Here is a 16,804-nt window from a genome sequence, read left to right on the forward strand (position 1 = left end):
CGCAGGGAGCCGAGGGGGCATGCGCGAGTATCCGCGGCGGGGCGGGCCGCCGGCGGCGGACCTGGGCGTGGACGATCCGCGCCACCGGAGCCACGTTCTCGTCAACCGGATGTACTTCGCCGGTTTCGTGCTGCTCGGGTTCTTCACCCTCTTCGACCTGTTCGTCACCGGCTATCTGGTGGATGCGACGGTGGAGGCGGTGACCCTCGTCCTCATCAGCATCCTCTGGCTGCGCCTGCAGCGGACGGGCGACCTGGACGGCACCGGATGGGCCGCCTCCGCCATCGCCGGCGTCGCCATCCTCGCGGTGGTGCTGATGGGGTCGGCGCCGGACGGCGTGGTGGCGTGGGTGCCGCTCTATCCCGTCGTGCCGTTCTTCCTGCTGGGCTGTCGGCGCGGCGCCCTGTGCGCCGGCATCTACTTCGTCGTCGTCGTCGGTGCCTTCGCCTTCGACCTCATGCCCCAGGCGCAGGGATTCGCCATGCCGACGGTCTTCAACGTCGGCGGGGCGCTCGCCGGCGCGACGGCCATCCTCTACTGGTACGAACACAGCCGCGAGACGGCCGCCGCCGCCCTGCGCCAGGCGGCCGACACCGACTTCCTGACCGGCGTCGCCAACCGCCGCAGCGTCCAGCGCACCTTCGACGCCGAGGCCGCCCGCGCCCGCCGCCACGGCCGGCCGCTTTCGCTGCTGCTGGTCGACCTCGACCACTTCAAGCGCATCAACGACACCCACGGGCACGAGGCGGGCGACGCCGCCATCGTCCATTGCGCCGGCCTGCTGGCGGCGGGGGTGCGCGGCGAGGACACGGTCGGCCGCATCGGCGGCGAGGAGTTCGCCGTCCTCCTGCCCGACACCGACGCCGCCGGCGCCGTGGCGGCCGCCGAGGGCCTGCGCCAGGCGCTGGAAGACCGTCCGGTGCCGTGGCGCGACGCCGCGCTGCCGTTGACGGCGAGCATCGGCGTCGCCGTGCTCGGCCCGACCGACGACTTCACGACCCTGTTCGCCGCCGCCGACGACCGCCTCTACGCCGCCAAGGCCGGCGGCCGCAACCGGGTGGTCGGACCGCCGCCGCCGACCGAAAATGTCGTGTCCCGTCAAAAAGTTCTGGACAAGGACGGCGGGGTTCGGTAAATCGCGGGCCTCCGAGGCTGATCCGGCGTAGCTCAACGGTAGAGCATGCGACTGTTAATCGCAGGGTTGTAGGTTCGAATCCTACCGCCGGAGCCATCTTCAGGAGTATCCGAACCGGGCGGCCGCAAGGCCGGGCCCGGTTTTTTCATGGCCGCACGGCGCGCGCGAACAAAAAACCGGCGCCGTGACGGGCACGGCGCCGGAGGTGGTCCAGGGAGGACCTCTGGATCAGGCGGCCAGCTTGCGGCCGGCGCGCTGGCGGACGAAGTCGGCGAGGCGGGAGTCGTCCTCTTCCATGTGGTTGCGCCACCAGCTGCCGAGCAGGCCGAGCAGGTCCATGCCCGCCGAGGCGTCGCCGCCGCGATAGGCCGCGTACAGGCGGTCCAGGCGCTCGATGAACTGGGCGTGGTGGCGCTGGTGGTCGGCCGCGCCGGCATAGCCGCTGCGGCTCATGTAGTCCTCTTCCTTGGCGAAATGCTCGGCCGTGTAGCGCTTCAGGTGATCGAACGACCGGTCGAGCATGGCGCGGTCGGTGCCGGACTTGATGGCGCGGTAGAGGTCGTTGGTCACCTCCATCAGGCGGCGGTGCTCGTCGTCGATGGCTGGCACGCCGAAGGCATGTTCGTCCTCGAAGCGCACGAACTCCGAGGTCTCGCCTTCGGTGGCGCGCACCGACGACAGGAACTCGCGCACTTCCTCCTTCAGGGTCTTGGACTGGGTGCTGATCTGCCGCGACGAGGCGCTGATCTCGGCCGCCACCCGGCCCTGTTCCTGGGCGGCGTCGCGCAGCTCGCCCATGACGTCCACCACCGAACGGGTGGCGGTGGCCGTGTGCTCGGCGCCGCGGGCGATTTCCGCCGTGGCGGCGCCCTGTTCCTCGACGGCGGCGGCGATGCCGGCCGAGATTTCGTCGATCTCGCGGATGATGCCGGAGACGCGGTCGATGGCCGCCACGGCCTTGCGGGTCGCGTCCTGGATGGCGCTGATCTGGCGGGCGACGTCCTCGGTGGCGCGGGCGGTCTGGGTGGCGAGGCCCTTCACCTCGTTGGCGACCACGGCGAAGCCCTTGCCGGCGTCGCCGGCACGGGCGGCCTCGATGGTGGCGTTGAGCGCGAGCAGGTTGGTCTGGCTGGCGATGTCGTTGATGAGTCCGACCACCTCGCCGATGCGGGCGACGCTCTGGTCGAGCTGGGCGATCTCGGCCGAGCCGGTTTCGGCCTCGGCGACGCCGCGGTTGGCGACGGCGGTGGCCTCGGCGACGCGGCGGGCGATCTCCTGGATGGAGCTCGACAGTTCCTCGGCGCTGGCGGCGACGGTGTTCACGTCCTCCGACGCGCCGCTGGCGGCGTGACCGGCGGCGTCGGCGGTGTCGATGGTGTGGGCCGAGCCGGAAGTCATCTTGTCGGCCGTTTCGCGCAGCAGGTGGTCGGCGCGGCTGAGGCCGTCGAGCACGCCGACGACGGTGCCTTCGAAGGACTGCACCAGGCGCTCCAGCTCCTTCTGCTGGCGTTCGCGCTCGGCGTGCTGGCGTTCCTGGTCGGCGGTCAGGTCGCGGGCGCGCACCAGCCCCGTGCGGAACACGCCGACCGCGTCGGCCATGGTGCCGATCTCGTCGCGGCGGCCGCTGCCGGGAATGGCCGCGTCGTCCAGGGCGCCCTCGCTCAGGCGGTCCATGTAGCGGGTCATGCCGGTGATGGGCGTGGCGATGGCGCGCGACAGCAGGAAGCCGAGCACCAGCGCGAGGCCAATCGCCACGGCGGTGCCGACGTAGGTGGCGACCTGAAGCGTGTTGGCGGCGTCGTCGCGGGCCGCCGCGGCCTCCGTGAGCCTGGCGTGCACGGCATCTTCCATGGCGGTGATGGCGTTGGCGCGGGCGGTCAGAAGGCGCTCGGGCAGGGTGGTGATCTCGATGACGCGGGCGTCGTTGACCGTGTCGCTGCGGCGCATGAGGGCGATCTGGCGCTCGAGCACCTGCGTGCGCAGCGCCTCGTCGGCCGCGAACACGGCCTCCAGCGCCTGCGTCTCGATGGCTTCCGAGCGCAGGCGATCCATGAGCGCCGTCCGGTCGCCTTCCATGGCGGCGATCTTGTCGAGCAGGCTGCGCTCGCCGGTCAGCATGAAGGCCAGCACCATGCTGCGCTCCTGCGGCAGCAGCGCCGTGTAGCGGTCGGTGTGGTCGTTGAAGGTGGCGAGGGCGTCCAGCCGCTCCCCGGCCTCGTCGAAGGCCTGGAACGACGTCAGGTTCACCACGCCGACCCCGAGGATGACCACGCAGACCGACGCGAAGGCGACGGCGATCTTGTAGGGAATGCGGATGTTGTCGAGCAGGGACATGGGCCGGCTCCTCCGATCAGTAGGCGACGCCGGCGCGGCGGGCCAGTTCCGTGGCGTTGAGTTCGACGGTGGCGGTGCCGATGGCCTTGCCGTTTTCCGCCAGCGTGAGGTTCAGCTGCACCAGCCACACCTTCAGCCCGTCGTCGAATTCCGGCGCGTCGAGGAAGACGGCGTCGGGGCCGACGGGGAAGGTCTTGGTGAACTTGTCCTCGTCGCCCTGCCAGTAGTCGGAGGTGACGGCCGACTGGCCGACGTTCAGCCCGTTGGCGTCCATGACGAAAAGGGCGGCGTAGAGACCGCCGGAGCCGGCCTGCACCTGCGTCAGGTAGGCCGACGACGGGCTCGACAGGGTGGCCGCGATCAGCGGCTGGTCGTCGGCTTCGCGCTGGGCCTTCCATTCGGCGTCCAGCTTGTCGATGCCGGCCTGGTCGATGCCGGCGCGGCGTTCGTTCTGCGCCGTGATCGACAGCGTGATCACCGGCGCGTCCAGCATGCCGCGGATGTCTTCCATGAGGGCTGGCGTCAGCAGCGCCTGAACGTCGGGAGCCGGCGGCGCCGCGACGGCCGGCAGGGCCGCCAGGCAGACGAGACCGGCTACCGCACTCGCCATCGCGGGCAGCGGCATCGAAACCATTCTTCTACTCCTTCGGTATGGTACCCCCGGGGCATGCGGCCGCTGGGCAGTACGGGAGGCAGGCTTCGGCGGCCTTCCCTATCCCTAGTAGAACACCAGGGTACCCCTTTGACCATGGGATGATTCTCCATCCGGTCATATTTCATACATTCAGATAGACCTTTGGGGGTAGGGTTTAGCGGGAGGCTGAGGCTTGCCCGTGCACTTCAACTGCCGGTTATCCCCTTCGGGCGGAGGGTCGTTCGCCCGATGCGCCTTTGTCTCCCGAGTCGCGGCCGTCGACACTGTGGTATCCGCCACCGTCGAAGGACCCGCCGATGACGTCGCGTCTCCCTGCCTCCATCGCCCTCGCCCTGACGCTGGTTCTGGCCGCCGGTGCATCGGCACGGGCCGAGCAGGTGGCGGCGTTGCGGCTGCAGGCGGAGGTGGCGGTGGAGGCGTCGTGCATGATCCCGCCGGACGGCGACCAACCGGAGGTTCTCGCCCGGCTGGACGCCGACCCGGCCGCCAAGGCGGCGGTCTGCCGCTGCTTCGCCGCGGCGGTTGCGCGCAACGCGCCGCCGGCCGATCAGGAGGAATTGATCGAAACCCAGGGCGTGCCGCCCGAGGAGGCGAGCGCCGCCGCCGCCGATCGCTGCGCCGCCGGTGTGGGCGGGCGCTGAGGCGTCAGACCGTCTCGCCTTCGAACAGGCCGTCGCCGTCGTCGAGCCCTTCCAGCATGTCGAGCACGAGCGCGCGGTTGCGGGCGTCGATGCCGCCCCAGGTGGTGAAGACGCGCGGCATCAGCGCGTCGGCCTGCGCCGCGTAATCGGCCTTCATGAGCACGCAGGCCAGCACCAGCCGCTCCGACTTGTTGCCCAGGAAATTCCCGAGCAGGGTGTCGAGGCGGTCGGCGTCGCCGAGCAGGTCCGTCAGGTCGTGCCAGTCGCGCACCACCGCGCCGGCCGGCAGCACGGCCGCGAAGGCGCGGGCGAGCGTCGCGTTGTGGGCGAGCACGGCGGCGAACAGCGGCTGCTCGACGGTGAAGGGCAGGGCGGGGGAAGCGATGATCATGGCGGCGGGGGTCCTTCGGCCGCCAGCGCCCGCAGCAGGGCGCCGGCCTTGGTGAGGCTTTCCTCGTACTCGGCGGCGGGGTCGCTGTCGGACACGATGCCGCCGCCGGCCTGGGCGGCGATGCGGCCCGTGGCGCCGAGGCAGAGGGTGCGGATGACGATGCTGGAATCCATGGCCCCGTCGGCGCCGAGCCAGGCGATGGCGCCGCAGTAGGGGCCGCGGCGCGCCGGCTCCAGCTCGGCGATGATCTCCATGGCGCGCACCTTGGGGGCGCCGGTGACCGAGCCGCCGGGGAAGCAGGCGCGCAGCAGGTCCACCGCCGTGCGTCCGGGGGCGAGGCGCCCTTCCACCACCGACACCAGATGATGCACGGCGGCGAAGCTCTCCAGCCCGCACAGCAGCGGCACGCGCACCGACCCGACGGTGCAGACGCGGCCGATGTCGTTGCGCAGCAGGTCGACGATCATGAGGTTCTCCGCCCGGTCCTTGGCGCTGGCCAGCAGCGCCGCGGCCTCGGCGGCGTCGGCGGCGGGGTCGGCGCGGCGCGGCCGGGTGCCCTTGATGGGCCGCGTTTCCACCCGCCCTTCGGCGTCGAGCTTGAGGAACCGCTCCGGCGAGGCGGAGGCGACGGCGGCGCCCTCGCCCAGGTTCAGGAAGGCGGCGAAGGGGGCGGGCGAGGCGGCGCGCAGGCGGCGGTAGAGGTCGAAGGCGGGCAGGTCTGCCGGGCGCTCGGCCAGAAAGCGCTGGGTGATGTTGGCCTGGAAGACGTCGCCGGCCCCGATGTAAGCGATGGTGCGGGCGACCGCCGCCTCGTGCGCCGCCCGCGTCCGTTCCGCCCGCGCCGGGGCGGGCACCGCGACGGGCGGCGGCGGCGGCTCGGTGCCGAGGCGGGCGGCGAAAGCGGCGGCGGCCTCGGGCCCGGCGGTGGAGATCACCCAGGCGCGGCGCTCGGCGGTGTCGAAGGCGGCGAGGGTGTCGAAGCGGGCCGCCCACAGGTCGGGCAGGCCGAGGTCGTCGGGGCGGGGCGACGGCAGGCGCTCGACCGCGCCGCCCAACTCGTAGCCGAGCACGGCGACGACGCCGGTCTGGAACGGCGGCAGGTCGGGCAAGGTGTCGACGGTCGGCGGCAGCAGGGCGGCCAGGGCGGCGAAGGGGTCGGCCTCTCCCAGGCGCAGGCGCACCACGGTGCTCGGGGCGGCGCAGACGTAGGCGTAGCGGCCGCGCGGGTCGGCCGGCGTGGCGGCGTCGAGCAGCACCGCGCCATCCTCCGCCGCCAGCGGTGCGAAGGCGGTCAGCGGGTCACGCCACGGCAGGGGATGGACGGTCGGCGTCATGGCCGGTCGCTGTGGCACACCGCCTCGATCCGGTTGCCGTCGGGGTCGAGCAGGAAGGCGGCGTAGTAGCCGGCGTGGTAGTGCGGCCGCAGGCCCGGCGGCCCGTCGCAGCGCCCGCCGTGCCCGAGGCCGGCGGCATGGAAGGCGTCCACCGCCGCCCGGTCGGCGGCCTTGAAGCACCAGTGGCGGCGATCGGCGGCGACGCCGTCGGGGGCGAGGAAGAGCGAGAGGTAGGACCGCTCCGGGTGCTCCGGCCCGGCGCGCTCGCCATAGCCGGCCCAGGTGTCGGAGGTGCCGACGCAGGGGTAGCCGAGGGCGGCCATCACCGCGTCCCAGAAGGCGCGGGCGCGGGGCATGTCGGAAACGGTGACGGATACGTGGTCGATCATCATGGCCTCAGCCTCGTGCGGCGCCCTTCAGACGCCCCCAATAGACGGCCTCCAGCGCGCCGAAGCCGAGCCGCACCACCGCCAGCAGGCCGAGCAGGGCGGCGCCCACGAACCCGATGCCGAGGGTGCCGGAGCCGAGCGCGGCGACGATCACCGCCGCGCTGCCCAGGTTGGCCACGGCGCCGGCGGCGCAGACCACCCGCGCCGCCGGCGGTCCGGCGGCCGGGGCGGTGGCCAGCGCAACGGCGACGGCGCCCGTCAGCACGCCGGCCAGCGGTGCCCACAGGGTCGGCGCCGGCAGATCCAGCAGGGCCAGAAGGCCCGTCGGGCTCAGCAGCAGCAGGACGGCCAGCACCGCCGAGACGGCGGCATCGGCCTTCAGGATGGTGCGCGCCTTCGGCAGTCCGCCCACCGGCTCAGTCCGCCATGGCGGGGCAGACACCGCCGCCGCAGCCGCCGGTGGCGCAGGGCGGCAGGGCGGGAGTGGCCGGGGTCTTTGTGGCGGCGCCGAGCGCCGGCGCCATCAGGGCCTTGGACACGGTGCGGTCGCCGCACTCGGGGCAGCTGAGGCTGCCGGCGTCCTGGCGGGCGTCGTAGTCGGCCATGTTGTCGAACCACTGTTCGAAGGCATGGCCCTGGCTGCATTGCAGGGTATAGCGGATCATGATGCGGCGATGCTCCCCGTCGTCGGTGCGTGCCCCGGTTATAGCGCCGGGCGGGCAGCGGTTCCAGACGGGGCGATGGCTGCGCGACGGCGGGCAGCGCCGGCCGCCGTCGCGCAGCCGTGCGGATCACTGCAGGGTGTAGGACCGCAGCTCGCAGAGGTCGATGCCCTCTTCCGTCAGCTCCTCGCCGCCATTGCCGACGAAGTTGATGTCGTAGACGCAGGTGGATTCGCCGTCGGCGATGGTGACGCGGGCCGATTCGCCCGGGTTCAGCACGTCGACGCCGAGGATGTCGGAGCCCCAGGAGTCGGTATGGGTCGGCGACACGTACAGTTCCTGCAGCGTGACGCTCGACTTGTTGTGCAGGTCGAACACGAGGTCTTCCGCCAGGGCCGGCGCGGCCGCGGCGAACAGGAAGGCGCCGGCCAGAAGGCCCGCTACCCGAACGGTCATGATGTGGAAACTCCCCCAAGAGACAAAGTGGTAAATCTACCACGGCCGGACGAGGCGGCACAGAGACCCCGATGGGTACGGGGCGGCCGTTCCGGCCCCTGCGGATCGATGTCCCGCCACTGTTGCGGCGCGGCCACGGTTTGCCTATATACGAGGCCGTCCCCGCCGGTCGTCCGGCGCGGAGCGTATCTGTTCGCGTCAAACCCATGGGGGTCTCCGACGGCGCCTTCCCGAAGAGGGCCGCGCCAGACCTGCCGCAGCGAGAGGTAAGAACATGAGCAAGGTGATCGGTATCGACCTCGGCACCACGAACTCGTGCGTGGCCGTGATGGAAGGCAAGGACGTCCGCGTCATCGAAAACAGCGAAGGCGCCCGCACCACGCCGTCCATCGTCGCTTTCAAGGGCGACGGCAGCGATGTCGAGCGTCTGGTCGGCCAGCCCGCCAAGCGCCAGGCCGTGACCAACCCCGAGAACACCCTGTTCGCCATCAAGCGCCTGATCGGCCGCCGCTACAGCGACCCGACCGCGCAGAAGGACAAGGGCCTCGTCCCCTACAAGATCGTCGAGGGCGACAACGGCGACGCCTGGGTCGAAACCCACGGCACCAAGTACTCGCCCAGCCAGGTGTCCGCCTTCATCCTGCAGAAGATGAAGGAAACGGCCGAGAGCTACCTCGGCGAGAAGGTCACGCAGGCCGTCATCACCGTGCCGGCGTACTTCAACGACAGCCAGCGCCAGGCCACCAAGGACGCCGGCAAGATCGCCGGCCTGGAAGTGCTGCGCATCATCAACGAGCCGACGGCCGCCGCGCTCGCCTACGGCATGGACAAGAAGACCGCCGGCACCATCGCCGTCTACGACCTGGGCGGCGGCACCTTCGACGTGTCGATCCTGGAAATCGGCGACGGCGTGTTCGAGGTGAAGTCCACCAACGGCGACACCTTCCTCGGCGGTGAAGACTTCGACCAGAAGATCATCGACTACCTCGCCGACGAGTTCAAAAAGGAGCAGGGCATCGACCTGCGCTCGGATCGCCTCGCCCTACAGCGCCTGAAGGAAGCTGCGGAAAAGGCGAAGATCGAGCTGTCGTCGTCCATGCAGACCGAGGTGAACCTGCCGTTCATCACGGCCGACCAGTCGGGCCCGAAGCACCTCAACATCAAGGTGACCCGCGCCAAGCTGGAAGCCCTGGTGGAAGACCTCATCCGCCGCACCGTCGAGCCGTGCAAGAAGGCCCTCTCCGACGCCGGCCTGAAGGCCAGCGAGATCGACGAGGTCATCCTGGTCGGCGGCATGACCCGCATGCCCAAGGTGCAGGAGACGGTGAAGGAGTTCTTCGGCCGCGAGCCCCACAAGGGCGTCAACCCCGATGAAGTCGTCGCCATGGGCGCGGCCATCCAGGGCGGCGTGCTGAAGGGCGACGTCAAGGACGTGCTGCTGCTCGACGTCACCCCGCTGTCGCTGGGCATCGAGACGCTGGGCGGCGTGTTCACCCGCCTGATCGACCGCAACACCACCATCCCGACCCGCAAGTCGCAGACCTTCTCCACCGCCGAGGACGGCCAGACCGCGGTGACCATCCGCGTCTTCCAGGGCGAGCGCGAGATGGCGGCCGACAACAAGCTGCTGGGTCAGTTCGACCTGGTCGGCATTCCGCCGGCGCCGCGCGGCGTGCCGCAGATCGAGGTCACCTTCGACATCGACGCCAACGGCATCGTCAACGTCTCGGCCAAGGACAAGGCGACGGGCAAGGAGCAGGTGATCCGCATCCAGGCCTCGGGCGGCCTCGCCGACGCCGACATCGAGCGCATGGTGAAGGAAGCCGAAGCCAACGCCGAAGCCGACAAGAAGCGTCGTGCGGCGGTCGAGGCCCGCAACCAGGCCGACTCGCTCATCCACTCCACCGAGAAGAACCTGCAGGAGTACGGCGACAAGATCGGCGCCTCCGACAAGGAAGCGGTGGAGCGTGACATCAAGGCGCTGAAGGACGTGCTGGACTCGGGCGATGCCGAGAAGATCCAGGAGAAGACCAACGCCCTGATGCAGTCGTCCATGAAGCTGGGCGAAGCCGTCTACAAGGCGCAGCAGGAAGCTCCGGCCGGTGGTGCCGGCGGGGCCGAGGGCGGCGCCGGTGCCCAGCAGGGCGGCGGCACCGGCCAGGCCGACGAGACGGTGGTCGACGCCGACTTCGAAGAGGTCGACGACAAGAAGGACAACAAGTGATCCTTCGCTGATCGGCGGGCCGCACCGGAGACTCCGGGCGGCCCGCTCGACCTTTCGGCCTTGATATTTCTGGAAAACAGACAGCGGCGATGAGCAAGCGGGATTACTACGAGGTTCTCGGCGTGGCCAAGGGTGCCGGCGCCGACGACCTGAAGAAGGCCTACCGCAAGCTGGCCATGCAGTATCACCCGGACCGCAATCCGGGCGATGCGGGGGCCGAGGCCAAGTTCAAGGAATTGAACGAGGCCTACGACGTCCTGAAGGACGAGCAGAAGCGGGCGGCCTACGATCGCTTCGGCCATGCCGCCTTCGAGGGCGGCGGGCCGGGGGCGGGCGCCGGTGCCGGCGGGTTCGACTTCTCGTCGGCCTTCGGCGGCGGCTTCGCCGACATCTTCGACGAGGTGTTCGGCGCCGCCATGGGCGGTCGCGGCCGCGCCGGCGGCGGCACCCAGCGCGGGCACGACCTGCGCTACAACATGGAAATCACCCTCGAAGACGCCTTCAAGGGCAAGAAGACCACCATCAAGGTGCCGACCTCGGTCGGCTGCGAGACCTGTTCGGGCAGCGGCGCCAAGCCGGGCTCGGGGGCCTCGGCCTGCGGCATGTGCGGCGGCGCCGGGCGCATCCGGGCGCAGCAGGGCTTCTTCACCATCGAGCGCACCTGCCCGACCTGCGGCGGCGAAGGCCGCGTCATCAAGGACCCCTGCGGCGACTGCGGCGGCTCCGGCCGCCAGCACCGGGAAAAGACGCTGGAGGTCACCATCCCCGCCGGCGTCGAGGACGGCACGCGCATCCGCCTGGCCGGCGAGGGCGAGGCGGGGATGCGCGGCGCGCCGCCCGGCGACCTCTACATCTTCCTGGCGATCAAGCCGCACCGGCTGTTCCAGCGCGACGGCGCCAACATCCTGTGCAAGGTGCCCATCGCCATGACGACGGCGGCGCTCGGCGGCGCCATCGAGGTGCCGAGCATCGACGGCACGCGCGCCAAGGTGACGGTTCCGGCCGGCACCCAGACGGGCCAGCAGTTCCGCCTGAAGGGCAAGGGCATGAGCGTCCTGCGCAGCCCGCTGCGCGGCGACATGTTCATCCAGGTGACGGTGGAGACGCCGGTGAACCTGACGAAGCGCCAGCAGGAGCTTCTGAAGGAATTCGGCGAAGCCGGCGGCGACAAGGACACGAGCCCTGAAAGCAGCGGCTTCTTCAAGCGCGTGAAGGAGCTGTGGGACGACCTGACGGAATAGTCGGGACAGACCACGACAGACTGAAAACGGGGCGGCCGCCGGGCCGCCCCGTTTTTCTTTGGCTCAGGCCACTTCCAGGTAGTGGACGCTGAACAGCTGCCTGGCGTCGGTCCAGGTGCGCACCGGGCGGAAGCCGGCGTCCTCGGCCAGCGCGTGGAAGCCGTCGACCGTGTACTTGTAGCTGTTCTCGGTGTGGATGGTTTCGCCCTCGTCGAACAGGAAGACGCGGCCGGCGACGTGGACGCGCTGGCGGCGGCGGCTGACCAGGTGCATCTCGATGCGCGACTCGTCGGCGTTCCAGCAGGCGTGATGGCGGAAATAGCGCGGCTCGAAGCTGCCGCAAAGCTCGCGGTTGATGCGCGTCAGCAGGTTCAGATTGAAGGCCGCCGTGATCCCGTCGGCGTCGTTGTAGGCGCGTTCCAGCACCTCCGTGTCCTTCACCAGATCGACGCCGATGAGCAGTCCGCCGCCGCGTCCCAGGTCGCCGGCGACGGTGCGCAGGAAATCCGCCGCCGCCTCGGGCTCGAAGTTGCCGATGGTGGAGCCGGGGAAGAACCCGACGCGCCGCCGCCGCCGCGCCACCGCCGGCAAGGCCACGGGGCGCGTGAAGTCGGCGCAGACGCCGGCCACCTGCAGGCGCGGGTAATCCTCGGCCAGCGTGGTCGCGGCATCGAGCAGGTGATCGCGCGAGATGTCGATGGCGACGAAGGACTTCAGCCGCGGCATGGCGTCGAGCAGCACCCGCACCTTGGCGAGCGACCCGCCGCCGAATTCCACCAGCGCCGCGTCGTCGCCGATCAGCTTGGCCATCTCGCCGCGGTGGGTCTCCAGCAGCTTCATTTCGGTGCGGGTGGGGTAGTATTCGCGCAAGGCGCAGATGCGGTCGAACAGCCGCGAGCCGATGGCGTCGTAGAAGTACTTGGCGGGGATCGCCTTGCGGGGTTCCGCGAGGCCGGCGACCACGTCGGCGGCGAAGGTGTCCGTGGCGTGCCCCAGGTCCTGGAAATCGGCGAGACCGACCGACGCCGGCACCGGCACCGTGGCTGCGGGAGTGGAGGTGCTCAGGCCGTGGTGCATGTCAGTCGTCCTCCGCCAGCCTGAGGCCGCTGAAAGCCCAGCGGTCGTGGGGGTAGAAGAAATTCCGGTAGGTGGCGCGCAGATGGCCGGCCGGCGTGATGCAGCATCCGCCGCGCAGGACCATCTGGTTGCTCATGAACTTGCCGTTGTATTCGCCGAGCGTGCCGGCGGGCGGCCGGTAGCCGGGGTAGGGGCGGTAGGGGCTCGCCGTCCATTCCCACACGTCGCCGAACATCTGCACCGGCGCATCGCCGGCCTCGGCGGGCGGGGCGGGGCGTGGTGTCAGCAGGTCGGTCGCCGGGTCGTTCAGGAAGCGGCCGGCGACGGGCAGGTCGGCCGCCACGACTTCCCACTCCTCCTCCGTCGGCAGGCGGGCGCCGGCCCAGCGGGCGTAGGCGTCGGCCTCGTAGAAGCTGACGTGGCAGACCGGCGCCGCCGGATCGAGGGGCTGCAGACCATGCAGGCCGAAGGCGCGCCAGTCGTCGCCGTCGCCCTGCCGCCGCCAGGTGCGCGGCGCCTCCCAGCCCTCGCGCTGCGCGGCGGCCCAGCCGTCCATGAGCCAGAGGTCGGGGCGGGAATAGCCGCCGTCGACCATGAACTCCCGCCACTCGCCGTTGGTGACGCAGCGCCGCGCGAGGCGGAAGGGGCGCAGCAGCACCTCGTGGCGCGGCCCCTCGTTGTCGAAGGCGACGCCGCCGCCGCCGGCGTCGTGCCCGACGGCGACGATGCCGCCGGGGTGGCGGTGCCACGTCAGGGGCGCGGCCTCGCCGGCGGGCGGCGGCTCGGCGGCGCGGTAGACCGGCGCCGACGGGTGCAGGGCGAAGAGGTCCAGGAGGTCCATGAGGACCAGTTCCTGGTGCTGCTGCTCGTGGGAGAGGCCGAGTTCCAGCAGCGGCCGGACCGTGCCGGTCCAGGTGGCGTCGTCGGCATGGGCGATGAGGCCGTCCATGGCCGCGTCGACGGCGGCGCGCCACGCCATCACCTCCGACACGGCCGGGCGGGTGATCATGCCGCGCTGCGGCCGCGGCTGGCGCGGGCCGGCACCCTCGTAATAGCTGTTGAACAGGTAGGGGAAGTCGGTGCGGAACGGCGGCCGGGTGGGGAAGACCTCGCGCAGGATGAAGGTCTCGAAGAACCACGTCACGTGCGCCAGGTGCCACTTGGTCGGGCTGCACTCGGTGCGCGACTGCACCTGCATGTCCTCCGGCGACAAGGGGGCCGCCAGGGCCTCGGAAAAGCCGCGCACGGCCCGCCAGCGGGCGCGCCAGACGTCGCGGTCCTCGGTAGCGCGATCCTCGGCGGCCGGCCCGGCGTGGGTGGGGCCGGCGTCGCGGATGGCTTCGGGCATGCGTGGGTTCCCTGGTCGATGAAGCCTGTTGCTTCTTCAACGCGAGGATGCCGCCCCCGTTGCGGCCGAATGTGACAGGGCGCGGCCCCCGGCGGGGAGCCGCGCCCTGCTCAATTCATGCGTGGAGGGTCAGCCGTTGACGACGCGGTCGCCCATGGGCTCGGCCTCGCCGCGGTTCAGGCTGGTCAGCCCGAGGCGCGAGGCGGCCACCACGGCGCCGGTGCGGTTGCTGACGTTCAGCGCCTTCAGGATGGCGGTTACGTGCAGCTTCACCGTGCCTTCCGACAGGTTGAGGATGCGCGCGATTTCCTTGTTGCTCTTGCCCTGGCCGAGCAGGGCCAGCACTTCGCGCTGGCGCGGCGTCAGGGGCGTGGAGTCGAGCGACAGGTCGGCGTGCGGCCCGTCGCCGCGGCCGCCGCCCACCACCGAGCTTTCGTCGATGAGCGCCGGCGGCAGGTAGACGCCGCCCGACATGACGAGGCGCAGCGCCGACAGCATCACCTTGCTCGAGCTGGTCTTCGGGATGAAGCCGGCGGCGCCGAGGCGCACCGCCTCCAGCACCAGGCGGCGGTCTTCCGAGGCCGACAGGATCACCACCGGCACGGCGGGCAGGCGGCGCTTCACCGCACCCAGGCCCTCGTTCCACGGCATGCCGGGCATGACGAGGTCGAGCAGCACGAGGTCCAGCCCCTCTTCGCGGTTGGCGATCTCCAGGGTCTGGTCGTAACTCGACGCCTCGATGACCTGCAGGTCGGGCCCGAGATCCCCGAGCACCAGACGCAGGCCGTCCCGGAACAGTTCGTGGTCGTCCGCGATCAGAATCTTCAAGCTGTTCACCCCTCACCTTCGTTGCCGCACCCCGGCACGATCGGGTGCCCCGTGATCCGTCCTGCGTCGCGACCCCTTCCGCGACACCGGACTCATGGTGCTCCGTCTCCGCCCAACGGCTCTATGACCCGCTACGCCTTTAGACGGTACTATCCTACGCCATTCTGCACAAGATTACGACACACAATCTCAGGTTTTGCGGCGGTCCGCGGCGGACGGCGAAGAGGGTGTCCTTCCGTCCGGGTAGTGACAGGCGGCGGCCCAGCCCCCATCATGAGGGCCATGAGCGACGACGACCGCCGCCCGCCGGAAGCCGCGGGCGACCTCATGACCAGCGACCGCGAGGTCTTCGCCAATCACATGGCGCTGATCGCGGAGATGACGCGCGAGTTTTCCGCCTCGCGCGACAGCCAGACCGTCAGCCGCCACGGCCTCGCCCGCATCACCACCTTCCTCGGCGCCGAGGCGTCGTCGCTGTTCCTGATCGACGAGGAGGGGCACGACCTGGTGTGCGCCGCCTGTTTCGGGCCGGTGGACGTCACCGGCCTGCGCATCCCGCTGCGCAAGGGCATCGTCGGGCGCGCCGTGGTGCTGAACAAGACGCAGATGGTGCGCGACGCCCGCCGCGACCCCGACTTCGGCGGCCAGGACATCGCCGCCGAGACCGGCTTCGTCACCAAGTCGGTGCTGGTGGCGCCGCTGTCCCTCGGCGACGAGCGGCTGGGCGCCATCGAGATCATCAACAAGGCCTCCGGCGACGGCCTGTTCGACGAGCACGACCGCACCCTGCTCGAGGTGCTGGCCGGCTCGGCGGCGCTCGCCATCGACAACTTCCGCCTCACCCAGCGCCTGGTGGAGCAGGAGCGCAGCCGCCACGAACTGACGCTGGCGGCCGAGATCCAGCGCAGCCTGCTGCCCGGCGAGGCAGCCCCCGACTACCCGGTGCACGGCGTCAACGTGCCGGCGCGGCTGGTGTCGGGCGATTTCTTCGACGTGGTGGAGGAAGCGCCGGGCGACCGCATCTGGTTCGCCCTCGGCGACGTCGCCGGCAAGGGCATGAACGCCGCCATCCTCATGACCAAGGCCGCCAGCCTGTTCCGCTGCCTGTCCAAGACCATCGCCAGCCCCGGCCGCCTGCTCGCCGCCGTCAACGCCGAGCTGTGCGAGACCGGCAGCCACGGCATGTTCGTCACCATGGTCGCCGGCTTCTATGACATCTGGTCGGGCCGCGTGCGCATCGCCAACGCCGGGCACGAGCCGCCGCTGTTCCTGCCCGCCGGGGCCGACGAGTTCCTGGCCGTGCCGGCGCTCGCGCCGCCGCTCGGCATCGCCGACGACATCGTCGGCTGGGACGGCTACCCGGAACACGACATCGACCTCGGCGACGGCGCGCTCTACGTCTTCACCGACGGCCTGACGGAAGCCTATACCGAGGCCGAGGGCCGGGCCACGCTGGGCGAGGACGGCACGCGGCGGCTGATCCGCGACGTTCGCGGCCTGCCGCCGCCGCAGCGCCTCGCCGCCATGCTGGATCGCGTGCGGCGGCCCGACCGGCCGCTGCGCGACGACGTGACCATCCTGGTGGTGGAACACGGCGGTCCGCGATGATCCGGCAAGCTCCCCACGATCCCGCCCTGCTCGCCCGCCTGCGGGTGCCGGCGGTGCCGAGTTCCCTGCGCCTGGTGCGCCGGGTGGTGCGCGAGTCGGCGCTGATCGCCGGCGCGCCGGAGGCCTGGGCCGACGATCTGGTGCTGGCGGTGGACGAAGCCTGCCAGAACGTGGTGCGGCACGGCTATGCCGGTGGCTCCGGCGACCTGGTGGTGACGCTGTCCCGCAGCCCGGCCGGCGACGGTGTGGTGACGGAAATCCTCGACTTCGCGCCGCCGGTGGACCCGGCGCGGGTGCGCGGCCGCGATCTGAACGACGTGCGTCCGGGCGGCTTGGGCGTTCATTTCATCGAGGCCTTGTGCGAGGAGGCCGGGTTCGCCGAGCCGCCGGAGGGTGCCGGCAACCTCTTCCGCATGGTCAAGCGCTTTGCCAAGGCCGACGACGAAGGGTAGAAACAGCGATGGGGTTTTCGTGCGCAGCA

General features: G+C 71.0%; 16 protein-coding genes, 1 tRNA gene and 1 pseudogene. 7 read left to right on the forward strand and 11 right to left on the reverse strand.

All coding sequences use genetic code 11. The features are described from left to right. The first annotated feature begins 19 nt into the window (after nt 1-19). Both CRP50_RS04930 and CRP50_RS04935 read left to right on the forward strand, forming a co-directional pair. Nucleotides 20-1,135 carry a GGDEF domain-containing protein gene (locus CRP50_RS04930; protein WP_176525031.1) on the forward strand — a complete coding sequence of 372 codons (1,116 nt, stop codon included), beginning with the start codon at nt 20-22 and terminating at the stop codon, nt 1,133-1,135. Nucleotides 1,136-1,156: 21 nt separating this feature from the next. Next, nucleotides 1,157-1,231 (forward strand) — tRNA-Asn (locus tag CRP50_RS04935). Between the two features lie 132 nt (nt 1,232-1,363). Here CRP50_RS04935 and CRP50_RS04940 read toward each other — a convergent pair. Next, nucleotides 1,364-2,845 (reverse strand): annotated as a pseudogene (locus CRP50_RS04940) (bacteriohemerythrin); the annotation flags it as partial. 640 nt (nt 2,846-3,485) lie between these two features. Continuing rightward, the gene (locus tag CRP50_RS04945; RefSeq protein WP_176525032.1) at nt 3,486-4,094 is read right to left on the reverse strand and encodes a hypothetical protein; all 609 of its coding nucleotides are present in this window, start codon (nt 4,092-4,094) and stop codon (nt 3,486-3,488) included. 326 nt (nt 4,095-4,420) lie between these two features. On the opposite strand from CRP50_RS04945, the gene CRP50_RS04950 reads away from it, so the two are divergent. Further along, nucleotides 4,421-4,765, forward strand: coding sequence for a hypothetical protein (locus CRP50_RS04950; protein WP_097277890.1), 345 nt, complete (start codon nt 4,421-4,423; stop codon nt 4,763-4,765). Between the two features lie 4 nt (nt 4,766-4,769). Here CRP50_RS04950 and CRP50_RS04955 read toward each other — a convergent pair whose 3' ends face one another. From CRP50_RS04955 to CRP50_RS04980, 6 genes are all read right to left on the reverse strand, one after another. Then, a complete protein-coding gene (locus CRP50_RS04955; RefSeq protein WP_097277891.1) occupies nt 4,770-5,156 on the reverse strand; it encodes a hypothetical protein in 387 nt (128 codons plus the stop codon). Then, complete coding sequence (pabB, locus tag CRP50_RS04960) at nt 5,153-6,490, reverse strand: aminodeoxychorismate synthase component I (RefSeq protein WP_097277892.1); 1,338 nt, start codon at nt 6,488-6,490, stop codon at nt 5,153-5,155. The genes CRP50_RS04955 and pabB overlap by 4 nt, the downstream gene beginning before the upstream one ends. Further along, the gene (locus tag CRP50_RS04965) at nt 6,487-6,882 is read right to left on the reverse strand and encodes a VOC family protein (protein ID WP_245913372.1); all 396 of its coding nucleotides are present in this window, start codon (nt 6,880-6,882) and stop codon (nt 6,487-6,489) included. The genes pabB and CRP50_RS04965 overlap by 4 nt, the downstream gene beginning before the upstream one ends. Before the next feature lie 4 nt (nt 6,883-6,886). Next, nucleotides 6,887-7,291, reverse strand: coding sequence for a hypothetical protein (locus CRP50_RS04970; RefSeq protein ID WP_097277893.1), 405 nt, complete (start codon nt 7,289-7,291; stop codon nt 6,887-6,889). Between the two features lie 4 nt (nt 7,292-7,295). Further along, entirely contained in the window at nt 7,296-7,544 is a 249-nt protein-coding gene (locus tag CRP50_RS04975) for a DUF1178 family protein (RefSeq protein WP_097277894.1), read from the reverse strand. A 126-nt stretch (nt 7,545-7,670) separates the two neighbouring features. Then, the gene (locus CRP50_RS04980) at nt 7,671-7,997 is read right to left on the reverse strand and encodes a hypothetical protein (protein WP_097277895.1); all 327 of its coding nucleotides are present in this window, start codon (nt 7,995-7,997) and stop codon (nt 7,671-7,673) included. Between the two features lie 274 nt (nt 7,998-8,271). Here CRP50_RS04980 and dnaK point away from each other — a divergent pair, with 274 nt between their 5' ends. Together dnaK and dnaJ are read left to right on the forward strand one after the other, a co-directional pair. Beyond that, nucleotides 8,272-10,221, forward strand: a complete 1,950-nt coding sequence (dnaK, locus tag CRP50_RS04985; RefSeq protein ID WP_097277896.1) for a molecular chaperone DnaK — start codon at nt 8,272-8,274, stop codon at nt 10,219-10,221. Between the two features lie 89 nt (nt 10,222-10,310). Then, entirely contained in the window at nt 10,311-11,462 is a 1,152-nt protein-coding gene (gene dnaJ, locus CRP50_RS04990) for a molecular chaperone DnaJ (RefSeq protein WP_097277897.1), read from the forward strand. A gap of 63 nt (nt 11,463-11,525) precedes the next feature. Here dnaJ and egtD read toward each other — a convergent pair whose 3' ends face one another. The 3 genes from egtD to CRP50_RS05005 form a co-directional block, all read right to left on the reverse strand. After that, nucleotides 11,526-12,539, reverse strand: a complete 1,014-nt coding sequence (gene egtD / locus CRP50_RS04995) for an L-histidine N(alpha)-methyltransferase (RefSeq protein ID WP_097277898.1) — start codon at nt 12,537-12,539, stop codon at nt 11,526-11,528. 1 nt (nt 12,540) lies between these two features. After that, complete coding sequence (gene egtB / locus CRP50_RS05000; protein WP_097277899.1) at nt 12,541-13,887, reverse strand: ergothioneine biosynthesis protein EgtB; 1,347 nt, start codon at nt 13,885-13,887, stop codon at nt 12,541-12,543. A gap of 129 nt (nt 13,888-14,016) precedes the next feature. Then, nucleotides 14,017-14,715 (reverse strand): LuxR C-terminal-related transcriptional regulator, encoded by a 699-nt coding sequence (locus CRP50_RS05005; RefSeq protein ID WP_097278341.1) that lies wholly within the window; start codon nt 14,713-14,715, stop codon nt 14,017-14,019. A 282-nt stretch (nt 14,716-14,997) separates the two neighbouring features. Here CRP50_RS05005 and CRP50_RS05010 point away from each other — a divergent pair, with 282 nt between their 5' ends. Together CRP50_RS05010 and CRP50_RS25970 are read left to right on the forward strand one after the other, a co-directional pair. Next, nucleotides 14,998-16,323 (forward strand): PP2C family protein-serine/threonine phosphatase, encoded by a 1,326-nt coding sequence (locus CRP50_RS05010; RefSeq protein ID WP_245913373.1) that lies wholly within the window; start codon nt 14,998-15,000, stop codon nt 16,321-16,323. Then, nucleotides 16,320-16,775, forward strand: coding sequence for an ATP-binding protein (locus CRP50_RS25970; protein ID WP_245913374.1), 456 nt, complete (start codon nt 16,320-16,322; stop codon nt 16,773-16,775). The genes CRP50_RS05010 and CRP50_RS25970 overlap by 4 nt, the downstream gene beginning before the upstream one ends. The last annotated feature ends 29 nt before the right edge of the window (nt 16,776-16,804 follow it).

The sequence above is a fragment of the Caenispirillum bisanense genome (assembly GCF_900230255.1).
GTDB classification, from domain to species: Bacteria; Pseudomonadota; Alphaproteobacteria; order Rhodospirillales; family Rhodospirillaceae; genus Caenispirillum; species Caenispirillum bisanense_A.